The sequence below is a fragment of the Micromonospora craterilacus genome (genome assembly GCF_003236315.1).
Taxonomy (GTDB): Bacteria; Actinomycetota; Actinomycetes; order Mycobacteriales; family Micromonosporaceae; genus Micromonospora; species Micromonospora craterilacus.
Map to the genome: position 1 here is coordinate 24,290 of NZ_POTY01000034.1, position 12,423 is coordinate 36,712.

At 73.1% G+C, this 12,423-nt stretch carries 8 protein-coding genes; 1 reads left to right on the forward strand and 7 read right to left on the reverse strand.

Annotated features, from left to right (window positions below; translation table 11 throughout):
* Positions 1–3: 3 nt before the first annotated feature.
* From prfA to C1I95_RS08355, 7 genes are all read right to left on the reverse strand, one after another.
* Positions 4–1,092, reverse strand: coding sequence for a peptide chain release factor 1 (gene prfA / locus C1I95_RS08325; protein ID WP_111213201.1), 1,089 nt, complete (start codon positions 1,090–1,092; stop codon positions 4–6).
* Positions 1,093–1,189: 97 nt separating this feature from the next.
* Positions 1,190–1,414, reverse strand: coding sequence for a 50S ribosomal protein L31 (gene rpmE / locus C1I95_RS08330; RefSeq protein ID WP_111213202.1), 225 nt, complete (start codon positions 1,412–1,414; stop codon positions 1,190–1,192).
* 336 nt (positions 1,415–1,750) lie between these two features.
* Positions 1,751–3,760: a transcription termination factor Rho gene (gene rho / locus C1I95_RS08335; RefSeq protein WP_111213203.1), complete on the reverse strand. Its 2,010-nt coding sequence runs from the start codon at positions 3,758–3,760 to the stop codon at positions 1,751–1,753.
* A gap of 296 nt (positions 3,761–4,056) precedes the next feature.
* Positions 4,057–5,001, reverse strand: coding sequence for a homoserine kinase (thrB, locus tag C1I95_RS08340; protein WP_111213204.1), 945 nt, complete (start codon positions 4,999–5,001; stop codon positions 4,057–4,059).
* 81 nt (positions 5,002–5,082) lie between these two features.
* Positions 5,083–6,315, reverse strand: a complete 1,233-nt coding sequence (locus tag C1I95_RS08345) for an MFS transporter (protein ID WP_111213209.1) — start codon at positions 6,313–6,315, stop codon at positions 5,083–5,085.
* Positions 6,316–6,452: 137 nt separating this feature from the next.
* Positions 6,453–9,752: an efflux RND transporter permease subunit gene (locus C1I95_RS08350; protein ID WP_111213205.1), complete on the reverse strand. Its 3,300-nt coding sequence runs from the start codon at positions 9,750–9,752 to the stop codon at positions 6,453–6,455.
* Positions 9,753–9,761: 9 nt separating this feature from the next.
* Positions 9,762–11,654, reverse strand: coding sequence for an ABC transporter ATP-binding protein (locus tag C1I95_RS08355; protein WP_233513426.1), 1,893 nt, complete (start codon positions 11,652–11,654; stop codon positions 9,762–9,764).
* 72 nt (positions 11,655–11,726) lie between these two features.
* On the opposite strand from C1I95_RS08355, the gene C1I95_RS08360 reads away from it, so the two are divergent.
* Positions 11,727–12,293, forward strand: a complete 567-nt coding sequence (locus C1I95_RS08360; RefSeq protein WP_233513427.1) for a TetR/AcrR family transcriptional regulator — start codon at positions 11,727–11,729, stop codon at positions 12,291–12,293.
* The last annotated feature ends 130 nt before the right edge of the window (positions 12,294–12,423 follow it).

Sequence of the window (12,423 nt, forward strand, 5' to 3'; positions counted from 1 at the left end):
GGATCAGCGACGGGCCAGCTCCGGGTCGCCGGCCAACCGGGCGGCCCGGTCGGCCTCGCCGAGCGCGTCGAGCACGCCGTCCAGGTCTCCGGCCAGCGCCAGGTCGAGGTTGTACGCGGTGTACCCGATCCGGTGGTCGGTGATCCGGTTCTGCGGGAAGTTGTACGTGCGGATCCGCTCGGAGCGGTCCACCGTGCGTACCTGGGCCTTGCGGGCGTCCGACGCCGCTGCGTTGGCCTGCTCCTGGGCGGCGGCGAGCAACCGTGCGCGCATGATCCGCATGGCCTGTTCCCGGTTCTGCAACTGGGACTTCTCGTTCTGGCAGGACACCACGATGCCGGTGGGCAGGTGCGTGATCCGCACCGCCGAGTCGGTGGTGTTCACCGACTGGCCGCCGGGCCCGGACGAGCGGAACACGTCGATCCGCAGTTCGTTGGGGTCGATGGTGACGTCGACCTCCTCGGCCTCGGGCAGCACCAGCACCCCGGCGGCGCTGGTGTGGATGCGCCCCTGCGACTCGGTGACCGGGACCCGCTGCACCCGGTGCACGCCGCCCTCCCACTTCAACCGGGACCAGACGCCGTTGCCGCCCTCGGGCACGCCCTTGGTCTTGATGGCCAGCGAGACGTCCTTGACCCCGCCGAGGTCGGACTCCTGGGCGTCGATCACCTCGGTGAGCCAGCCACGCCGCTCCGCGTACCGGGTGTACATGCGCAGCAGGTCGCCGGCGAACAGCGCGGATTCCTCGCCGCCCTCGCCGGCCTTGATCTCGACGATGACGTCCTTGGCGTCGTGCGGGTCGCGCGGGATGAGCAGCTCAGCCAGCCGTTCCTCCAGCCCCGGCAGGGTCGCCCCGATCGCCTCGGCCTCGCCCGCGAAGGAGGCGTCCTCGGCGGCCAGTTCCCGCGCGGCGGCCAGATCCGCCCGGGCCTGCTCCAGCTCGGCGGCGGCCTTGTGCAGCGGGACCAGTTCGGCGTACCGGCGACCGACCCGGCGGGCGGTGCCCTGGTCGGCGTGGATGGCGGGGTCAGCCAGCCGCTTCTCCAGCTCGGCGTACTCGTCGAGGAGGGCGGCCAGGCGCTCACTGCTCATGCTGGGATCGCTCCTTAGAGACTGACGGGAAACCCCGGGGCATAGACGGACGACGCCCGCGCCCGGCGGAAACCGGACGCGGGCGTCGAACGAGGAGCTACTTGGCCTTCTTGGCCTGAACCTTGGCGTACTTCTGCTGGAACTTCGCGACCCGCCCAGCGGTGTCCAGGACGCGCTGCTTGCCGGTGTAGAACGGGTGGCAGGCGCTGCAGGTCTCGACGTGGATCGAGCCGCCCTTGGCGGTGCTGCGGGTGGTGAAGGTGCTGCCGCAGGAGCAGGTGACGTCGGTGGTCACGTACTCCGGGTGGATGTTGGGCTTCATGTCGCCTCGGTCCTTTCGTGGGTGGTCGCCGGGTCGCCCCCGTCGCGTGGTGCGCGCCGGTTGAGGGCGGGAACCGGAACCGGTGGCCGATTGACCAGTGTGCCACGGGCGTACGCCAGCCCGGAAATCGGGCCGCACTGCTGGTCCGGCATCGACAACGTACGTCTCGCCTGCCGCATTCCCGCCCCCGCGCCGGGCATTCACCTGGCCCGGCCGGCCCCTCCGTGTGCCCCGCCCGGGGCACCGACGGCGCACTGTCGCGGGCACCGGTGGTGGTGAAGCTGAGGGGGCGCAGCCGAGCGGCTGCGCCCCCTCATGTCGCTTTTCCGGGGAGGGTCACTCCCCCGGCGTCGACTTGGCGATCTGCATCAGGAACTCGATGTTGGTCCGGGACTGCTTGAGCCGGTCCAGCAGGAGGTCGAGCGCCGCCTGCGAGTCCAGCGAGTGCAGCACCTTGCGGAGCTTGTGCACGATGGCCAGCTCCTCCGGCGCGAGCAGGATCTCCTCCTTGCGCGTACCGGACGGGTGGATGTCGATGGCCGGGAAGGTCCGCTTGTCGGCGATCTTCCGGTCCAGCTTCAACTCCGCGTTACCGGTGCCCTTGAACTCCTCGAAGATGACCGTGTCCGCCATGGAACCGGTCTCCACCAGCGCGGTGGCGAGGATGGTCAGCGAGCCGCCGTTCTCGATGTTGCGGGCCGCGCCGAGGAACCGCTTCGGCGGGTAGAGCGCGGTGGAGTCGATACCACCCGACATGATCCGGCCGCTGGCCGGCGCCGCCAGGTTGTACGACCGACCCAGCCGGGTCACCGAGTCGAGCAGCACGACCACGTCGTGGCCCAGCTCGACCAGGCGCTTGGCCCGCTCGATCGCCAGCTCGGCGACGGTGGTGTGGTCCTGCGGCGGACGGTCGAACGTGGCCGCGACGACCTCGCCCTTCACCGACCGCTGCATGTCGGTGACCTCTTCGGGCCGCTCGTCGACCAGCACCACCATCAGGTGGCACTCCGGGTTGTTGTGCGTGATCGCGTTCGCGATCGCCTGCAGCACCATCGTCTTACCGGCCTTCGGCGGCGAGACGATCAGCGCCCGCTGGCCCTTGCCGATCGGCATGACCAGGTCGATCACCCGGGTGGTGAGGATGTGCGGCTCGGTCTCCAGCCGCAGCCGATCCTGCGGGTACAGCGGGGTGAGCTTGTAGAACTCCGGCCGCCGCTTGGCCTCGTCCGGCTCCATCCCGTTGATGGTGTCCAGCCGGACCAGCGGGTTGTACTTGTCGCGCCGCTGCTCGCCGTCGCGGGCGGCCCGCACCGCGCCGGTGATCGCGTCACCGCGCCGCAGGCCGTACTTCTTGATCTGGGACATCGACACGTACACGTCGTTCGGGCCGGCCAGGTAGCCGGTGGTCCGGACGAAGGCGTAGTTGTCGAGCACGTCGACGATGCCGGCCACGGGGACGAGCACGTCGTCCTCGCCGACCTGCGGCTCGCGGCCGCCGTCGCCACCGGACTCGCCGCGCTCGCCCCGGCCCCGCCGGCGGTCCCGGAAGCGGCTGCGCCGGCCGCGCCGGCCACCGCCCTCGCCGTCGTCGTCGCCGTCGTTGTCCCGGTCGGCACGCTGCGCGTTGTCCCGGTCGGCACGCTGCCCGTTGTCCCGGTCGGCACGCTGCCCACGCTCGCCACGGTCACCGCGCTCGGCACGCTCGCCGCGCTCGGCACGCTCGCCGCGCTCGGCACGGTCGCCACGCTCGGCACGGTCGCCACGCTCGGCGGCACGCTCACCACGCTCGGCCCGGTCGCCACGCTCGGCGGCACGCTCACCGCGCTCGGCGCGCTCACCGCGCTCGGCACGGTCGGCGGCCCGCTCGGCCCGTTCACCGCGGTCGCGGCCGGTCCGGCCCTCGGCCCGCTCGCCGGCTTCGGCAGCGGCCTCCTCGGCCCGGGGCTCCGCCACGGCGGCCCGGCTGCGCCGGGTCCGGGTACGGCCCTCGGCCTCCACGCTCGCCGCTGGCTGCTCGGCACGCCGCTCGGCCTCCGGCCGCTCGCCCGCCTCGCGTACCTCCGCGTGGACCTCCTCGCGAACCGGGGCGGCGGCCGCCGCGACCTCGGCCCGTGGTCGAGGGGCCCCGGCAGCGCCGCCCTGCCGCTCGGTGATCGCGCTGATCAGCTCACCCTTGCGCATGCGAGCCGTGCCCGAGATGCCGAGCGACGCGGCCAGGCTCTGCAGCTCCGGCAGCAGCATCGCCGACAGGCCCGTGCCGCTGCGCCTGCGGCGGGCAGGGGCAGCTGTGGTGGCATCGCCAGCGACGTTGGAAACATCCGACGTCACGTCGGTGGTGTCGCTCAATGGATTCCTTCCCTCGATAGGCCGGGACTGCCCGGAATCGACAAACAGGTGGCCGGGCGGCCTCGGTGCACCCGCCTCGCATGACGCTTTGCGGGAGTCTGTGACACAGCAGCCGGTCGGTTGCCCGACCCACCAGGGGAGCCGGTGAGCGGGTTTCGCCGTCTGCGGCGACCGGTGAAGACTGCGGTGCGGCGTGGGCCTAGGCAGGGGTGACGGGCTTACCGCCGAAAGCTTCGGGGGTGCGCCGACCCGCAGGAGATCGCATGCTTCGCGGCTGTGCTAAGTCTAGAGCGTAATCAACTCTTCCGACCTGCGGCAACAGGGTCCCGCTCCGCGTGTCCGAGTCTACCCCGCTCGACCTGTGCGCCGCTTACGTCTATCGGCAACCGCAGAACTTCCCAATCTGTTCCCGCGTTGAAGCCTTCGGGCAGGTCAGACAGGGCGAGCACGGTCGGGCCGGCCCCACTGACCACGGCCGCCACACCGGCCTCACGCAGCTCACCGACCAGCGCCGCCGTGCCGGGCATCGAGGGCGCGCGGTAATCCTGGTGCAGCCGGTCGACGGTGGCCGGCAGCAACAGCGCCGGCTGCGCGGTCAGCGCGTGCACCAGCAATGCCGACCGGCCCGCGTTGAACGCGGCGTCGCCGTGCGGCACGGTCGCCGGCAGTGCCGCACGGGCGGACGCGGTCAGGCCGCGCTCGGCGGGTACGAAGACCGTCGGGCGTACGCCGTCGGCCACCGGCAGCGCCACCGCCCGCGCGCCGGAGGGTCCCGTCCAGGCCACCGTGAAGCCGCCGAGCAGGCAGGGCGCGACATTGTCCGGATGCCCCTCGAGCTGCGCGGCCAGCCGCAGTGCGGCAGCGGCGTCGAGCCGGTGCTCCCCGTCGGTCACCAGCGCCCGGGCCAGCAGCACGCCGGCCACGATCGCCGCCGAGGAGGACCCGAGCCCCCGGGCCTGCGGGATGCGGTTCACGCACTCCACCGCCAGCCCCGGCGGCTGCCCGCCGAGCACGTCGAAGGTCGCCCGCATGGCGCGTACCACCAGGTGCCCGTCGTCGACCGGCAGGTCGCCGGCGCCCTCCCCGGTCACCGACACCGTGACCTCGCCGGACGTCACCTCGGCGGCCACGTCGTCGTAGAGCGCTAGGGCGAGTCCCAGGGCGTCGAAGCCGGGGCCAAGGTTCGCACTGGTGGCGGGGACCCGGACCCGGACCGGGCCGGCGGCGAATGTGGTCGGCACGGGCCCATGCTAGGGCCCGGGCCCGGCCGCGCGGACCACCGCCCTTCTCCTGGGACGGCGCAGGGCCGCAACGGCGGGCGGCTACGGCACCGTGGTGCCCTGCGGCGCGGCGGCCGGCGTGGTGAGCGAGAGCCGCCGGGTGGCGATCCGCCAACCGACCGCGTAGGTCAGCGTGACCAGGCCGCAGCCGGCCAGCACGACCCGCACGTCCACCACGTCCACCACCGCCGCCACCACCAGCTGGCTGACGGAGATCGCCAGGGTCGCCAGCATCATGTCGGTGGCGAAGACCCGGCCCCGCAACCGGTCCGGCACCTCGCCCTGCAACGCGAAGTTCGACATCACCCAGTTGCTGCCGCCGGCGAAGTGCGCCACGAAGACCAGCACCAGCACCAGCGGGAACCAGGACACCACCGAGGTGCCGAGGTAGGCCAGCCCGTAGGCCGACATGGACAGTGCCAGTCCCGGCAGCAGCCAGGCCCGGTTGGTCAGCACCCGGCGCATCAGGATCGGGCCGACCAGTGCGCCCGCGCCGCGTACCGCGAACAGCAGGCCGGCACTGAGCGGGCCCGCGGCGAGCAACGGGAAGACGGTCAGCACGCCGTTGCCCAGGCCGACCGCCGACTTCACCGTCACCAGCGCCAGCACCCGCGGGCGGTGCCCGATGTAGCTCAGCGCCTCACGGAGGGCCGTCCAGGTCTGCGGCGGCGCGGCACCCCGCTCGCGTGGGGCCTGCAACGGCCGACGGATGAACGTGGCCAGGCCCGCGGCGACCACCAGGCCCACCGCACCGACCCAGAAGCAGACGTACGGCCCGGCGGCGGCGTCGAGCATGCCGCCGAGCGACGCGCCGACGATGGTCATCGTGCCCCAGGCCGACCCGGCCACCGCGTTGCCCGCCGCCAGTTCCTCCGGGTCGAGCACGTTCGGCAGGGCGGCCTGCGCCGCCGGCGAGTAGAACGCCTTGGCCACCGCGACCACGCCGATGCCCAGCAGCGCCAACCAGGCCGTGCCGGCGCTGCGTACGCCGAGCAGCAGCAGGACGCCGACCAGCGCCGCGACGTTCGCGATGATCATGATCTTGCGGCGGTCGAACCGATCCGCGATGGTGCCGGTGTACGGCAGCAGCAGCGCCACGACGCCGGTGTCCACGGCGAGCACCAGGCCACCCCACACCCCGCTGCCGGTCAGCTTCGGCAGCAGCACGAGCAGCGGCACCATGACGAACCAGTCGGCGCCGAAGACCACCAGCTCGGCCAGGAAGAGATTGCGGAAGTTCCGGTTGCGGGTGAGGACCGAGAGGGTGGACGCCACGAGGCGGACCCTACCCGGCCGTTCTCGGCGGTTGAGTCGCAGCGCGGACAGCGCCGCCGACGCGCGGACGGGCTCCCGCATTGGCCGGGCCCCCTGCGGCACCGGTCGGCGTCACAGGGGGCCCTTCCGTAGTCCGACTACTCGGTGGGCGGGAACGGCGAGTTGCGGCTCTTCGGCAGCCGGAGCACCTCGAACTGGTCGGTGCCGTCGATCAGCGCGCCGGAGGGCGCCGCCGGCACCGGCCGGCTCGCCGGCTTCCGGTCCTCGGCCGCCGTCGCACCCACCGCGGCACCCACCGGAACCCGCTCGGCCGCGTCCAGCCCCCGGCCGTCGAGGCTCGCCGCACCGGGGGCCGGCTGCCCGCCGGCCGGCGCGCCACCGGAGCGACCCCGGCGCACCGCGCGCAGCGACTCCTTGGTGTCCTCCACCATCGCGTACAGCGTGGGCACCAGGATCAGCGTGAGCAGGGTGGAGCTGAGCAGCCCGCCGATCACCACGATCGCCAACGGCCGGGAGATGAAGCCGCCCTCACCGGTGAGCCCGAAGGCCATCGGCATCAGCGCGAAGATGGTGGCGATCGCGGTCATCAGGATCGGGCGCAGCCGGTGCCGCCCGCCCTCGACCACCGCCTCCCGCACGCCGAGCCCCTGGGCCCGGTACTGGTTGACCAGGTCCAGCAGCACGATGGCGTTGGTCACCACGATGCCGACCAGCATGAGCACGCCGATCAGCGCCGGCACGCTCAGCGCGGTGCCGCTGACCAGCAGCAGGGCGACCGCGCCGGTGGCCGCGAACGGAACGGAGACCAGCAGGATCAGTGCCTGGACCACGCTGCGGAACGTCGCCATCATGATCAGGAACACGATCGCGATCGCGGCCAGCACGGCCAGGCCCAGGTCGGCGAAGGTGTCCCGCTGCTCGGCGCTGACGCCACCGAGGGTCAGCGTGGCACCCGGTACGTCGATCGCGTCGAGCCGGCTCTGCAGCTCCGTGCTGATCGCGCCGAGGTCGGAGCCGGTGACCGTGCCGGTCACCGAGACGCTGCGCTCACCGTCGATCCGCCGGACCTGCTGCGGCCCCTCGGCCTGCGTGACGTCGGCGATGTCGTCCAGCTTCACCGGGCCGACCGGGAGCGCGCGCAGCTCCTCGACCGTCACCGGCGGCTTCGCCGACAGCCGCAGCACCACGTCCCGGGCACCGCCGTCGAGGCTCACCTGGCCCAGTGGCGTACCGCGGAACGCCTGCGCGACCAGCTGCCCGACCGCGACCTCGGTGAGCCCGGCCCGGCTGGCGGCGACCCGGTCCACGGTCACGTCGACGCGCGGCACCCGGTCGGCCAGCGTGGTCGAGACGTCCTCGACGCCCCCGATGCCGGCCAGCGCCGCCTCGGCCTGCGCGGCGGCACGCGCCAGCACCTCCGGGTCGGCGGCCCGGACCACCACGGCCAGCTCGTTGGCGGAGGCGCCGCCCCGCCCGGCCGGGAAGGTGATCTCGCCGGCCGCCGGGCCGAGCACCCCGAACCGCTCCCGCAGGATGTCGCGCATCTGCTTGGCGTCGGTGTCGCCGCCGAGCCGCAGCGAGTAGCTGGCCACGTTGTTGCCGGCGGTGCCGGCCCAGGGCGAGTTCCCACCCCCGGCGGTGACCTGGTACGACGCCACGCCCGGCGTACTGGCCAGCACCGACTCGACCTCCCGGGCCGCCGCGTCGGTGCCGGCCAGCCCGGTGCCCACCGGCAGCTCCTGCCGGATGTTGAGGGTGTCCTGGCCGGAGTCGTCCAGGAAGTTGGTCTCCAACTGGCGGGCCAGGCCGAAGGTGCCGAGCAGCACCAGCAGACCCGCCGCCAGGGTCGCCCAGCGGTACGCCCGCCGGCCGGTGGCGAACCGGATGACCGGCAGGTACGCCCGCTGCAACGGGCTGCGCAGCTCGCGCTGCTCGGCGGCCTGGCGGATCGCGGCGCCGTCAGCCCCCGCCACCGGCTTGAGGAACCAGTACGCGAGCACCGGGACCACCGTCAGCGAGACCAGCAGCGAGGCGAGCAGCGCCACGGTGACGGTGATCGCGAACGGCGCGAACAACTGCCCCACGAAGCCGCCGACCAGCGCGATCGGGGCGAAGACGGCCACCGTGGTCAGCGTGGACGCGGTGACCGCCCCGGCCACCTCGCGGACGGCGGTGAGGATCGCCTCCCGCTTCGGCTCGCCGTAGGTCAGATGGCGCTTGATGTTCTCCAGCACCACGATCGAGTCGTCCACCACCCGGCCGACCGCGACCGTCAACGCGCCGAGCGTGAGCAGGTTGAGCGAGTAGTCGCCGATCCACAGTGCGAGCAGCGCGACCACCACCGACAGCGGGATGGAGACCGCGGTGACCACCGTGGAGCGCACCGACAGCAGGAACACCAGGATGACCACCACGGCCATGATCAGACCCAGCAGGCCCTCGGTGCTCAGCGTCTCGATGGACTTCTCCACGAACGGGGCCTGGTCGAGCACGACGGTCAGCTCGGCACCGGTGGCGGCCCGCAGGTCGGCGAGCCGGTCCCGGACGGCGTGCGAGATCTCCACCGCGTTGCCGCCCGGATCCGCGGTGACCGCGATGCCCAGGCTCTCCAGGCCGTTCGTACGGGTGATCGCGGTGGCCGGGGCGAGCTGCTCCTCGACCGTGGCGACGTCGCCGAGGCGGACCGGTCCGGCCTTGCCGGCGGGCGGCGCGACGACCACCCCACGCAGCTCGTCCAGAGTGGTCAGCGGGGCACCGACCTGCACCGGCAGCGTCCGCTCGCCGTCGAGCACGGCACCGGCCGGCACCGCCACCCCGCTGGCCTTCAGCGCGGTGCCGATCGCCGTCGGCTGCACCTTGGCCTTGGCCAGCTTCGCCGGATCCGGCGTGATCACCACGAGGTCGTCCCGGACGCCGGTCAGCTCGGCGCTCCGGACCCCCTCGATCGCCTCCAGCTCGGGCACCACGGTGTCGCGCAGCTTCCCGGCCAGGGCCCGTTCGTCACCGCCACCGGTCGCGGCCAGCACCACGGCCGGCAGGTCGTCGGTGCTACCCGCGATCACCTGCGGGTCGACGCCCTCGGGCAGCCGGGTGCGGTTCAGCGCGGTCTGCATCTTGCTGACCACGTCGTCCAGGTCGGTGCCGAACTCGTACTGCACCTGGATGGTGGTCAAGCCCTCGCGGGAGGTCGAGATCACGGTGTCGAGCGCGGGGATGCCCCGCAGGCTGTTCTCGATCGGCTCGGTCACCTGGGACTCGACGACCTCCGGCGCGGCGCCGGGATACGGGGCCACGATGAACGCGGCGGGAAACTCCAGCGACGGCAGGAGTTGCTGCTTCAGCGACGGCACGGCGTACGCACCGAACGCCATGGTCACCACCGCGATGAGGGCTACCAGCCCCCGGTTGGCGAGGCTGAATCTGGCGAGCAGCGACATCGGCGAGGCTCACTCCTGGGGGAGACGGTCGAGGGGTACGAGCAGTCTGCCCGATCCGGTCAGTCCACCCGATTCCGGGGCGGGACCCGTCTCAGCGGTGCCGATCCGCAGCGACGCGACCAGGTCCCGGTACAGCTCGTCGGTGCCCAGCAGGGTCGCGTGGTCACCGACGGCGCGGATCCGGCCACGGTCCATCACGACGATCTGGCCGGCGTCGAGCACGGTCGACAGCCGGTGGGCGATGGTGAGCACCGCGCCGGTCTCGGCCCGTTGCCGGACACACCGGCCGACCGCCGCCTCGGTCAGACCGTCCACCTGGGAGGTCGCCTCGTCGAGCAGCAGCACGTCCGGGGTACGCAGCACGGCCCGGGCCAGCGCGATGCGCTGCCGCTCGCCCCCGGAGACGGTGGTGGCGGTCAAGGGCGTGTCCAGCCCGAGGTCGAGTGAGCCCACCTTGTCGTGCAGGTCGACCGCGCGCAACGCGGCCCACAGCTCGCCGTCGGTGGCGTCCGGATGGGTGAAGCGCAGGTTGTCGCCGATGGTGCCGGGTACCACCGGCGCCTCCTGCTCGACGTAGGCCAGCCGGCCACGGATCTCGCCGGGCGCGTGCTCGGGGTACGGACGGCCGTCGAGCAGCAGCCGACCGTGCTCCGGTTCGAGGAAGCGCAGCAACAGCGAGAAGAGGGTGGTCTTGCCGGCACCGGAGGGTCCGACGATCGCGGTGTGCCCGGCGCGCGGGATCTCCAGGTCGATGTCGCGTACTGCGGGCGGCGCGCCTGGCGCGTACCGCGCGGTGACGCCCTGGAAGGTCAGTACCGGCCCGCCCGGCTCCACCCGCCGGCCGCGGACGGACGACGGGCTCGACGCCGGGCCGGCTGCCGACGGGCCGGCGGTGGACGGCGGGCCGGGCTCGACGGCCATCGCCTCGATCTCGCGCAGCCGGCCGGCCGCCGCGATCCCGGCCTGCATGGCGGTCATGTTCTGGGTCAACTCGCTGATCGGGCCCATCAGTTGGAAGGCGTAGAGCAGGAACGCGATCAGCGTGGACACCTCGATCAGGCCACGCTCCGCCCGCGCCGCGCCGAAACCGAGGATGACGATCACCGCGACCTGGATGCCGGTCCACGAGATGGTCCAGACCAGCGCGGCGCGTCGGGCGGCGTGGATGCCGTGCCGCCCGGACTCCCGGGCGTGCGTGGTGATCATGGCCGCCTGGCGCTGCTCGGCCCGGCTGGCCTTGACCGTCCGGATGGCGCGCAGCGAGCCTTCCAGCGCACCGCCGAGCCGCCCGACCGACTCCTGCGCCGCCTCCTGGGCCCGGCCGATCGAGGGCAGCAGCAGCCCCATCAGCGCGGCCACGGCGACCACCGCGACCAGGGTGGTGCCCAGCAGCACCAGGTCCAGCGTGCCCATCAGCACCAGCGTTCCGACCAGCGCCAGCGCACCGTTTATCAGGCCGACCAGGCTGCCGGACGCCTGGTGCAGCAGCCCGGGGTCGGAGGTGGCCCGGGTGACCAGCTCGCCACCGGGGCGCCGGGTGAGCTGGTCGATCCGGGCGGCGAAGTAGCGCCGGATCACCCCGGTCCGCGCGTCGAGCACCACCCGCTCGGCGACGCCCCCCATCAGCATCCACTGCCACAGCGAGATGGCGGCCCCCACCACCACGAGGACCAGCAGCACGGTGACCGGACGGGCCAGCGAGTCACCGGCACCGAGGGTGTCCAACACCCACTTGGTCACCAGCGGGGTGGCCAACCCGGCCGCGTTGGCCACCAGACCGAGCAGCAGCCCGAGCAGCATGGCCGGCCAGTGCGGCCGGAGGTACGTCAGCAGCAGGGCGGTGCGGGCCCGCTGGGCGGTCGGCTGGTGATCGGGCAACGCGGGAGCGAGGGTCTCGGTCACCCCGCAATGGAACACCACTGTTCCACTACGGGCAAGCTATATTCCGAATCCGTACATTGGTAACCTCTGCGCGTGGTGACCATCGAGGAGAGCGGCAGCCGGGCGCGGACCCGGCAGGCGATCGTGCAGGCCGCGATCGAGGTGCTGGCCCGCAACCCGGCCGCCAGCCTCGGCGAGATCGCCACCGCCGCCCACGTCGGGCGGACCACCCTGCACCGCTACTTCGCCGAACGGTCGGATCTGCTGGCCGGCGTCGCCGCCGAGGGCGTGGCGCGGCTCAACCAGGCGACCGGGCGGGCCCGCCTTGACGAGGGCCGGGGTGCCGAGGCGCTGCACCGGCTCTGCACCGAGTACTTCGACCTCGGCGACCTGCTCTCGCTGATCTTCGCCGAGCCGCAGTTGGTCAGCGACCCGGCCTGGTCCACCCAGGTCTGTGACGACGACTTCCACGCCATGGTCGCCCGCGGCCACGCCGACGGCAGCATCGACCCGGCCCTGCCCGCAACCTGGCTGGAGTCCGTCCTCTGGTCCCAGCTGTATGCCGGCTGGAGCTACCTGGCCGAGCACGACGTGTCCCGGCACGAGGTACTCGGCCTGGTCACCCGCACCATCGCCGGAGCGGTCGCACCCCGCAGCTGACCCGTGGCCACGCCGCCCGGCCCTGTCGAGCCGCCGACCCCGCCCACCGCCGCCGAGCTGCGGCCCCGCGCGCCAGCCCCGCCGAGCCACGGCCCCAAGCGTCGACTCCGCCGAGCTGCCGGTCCTGTCC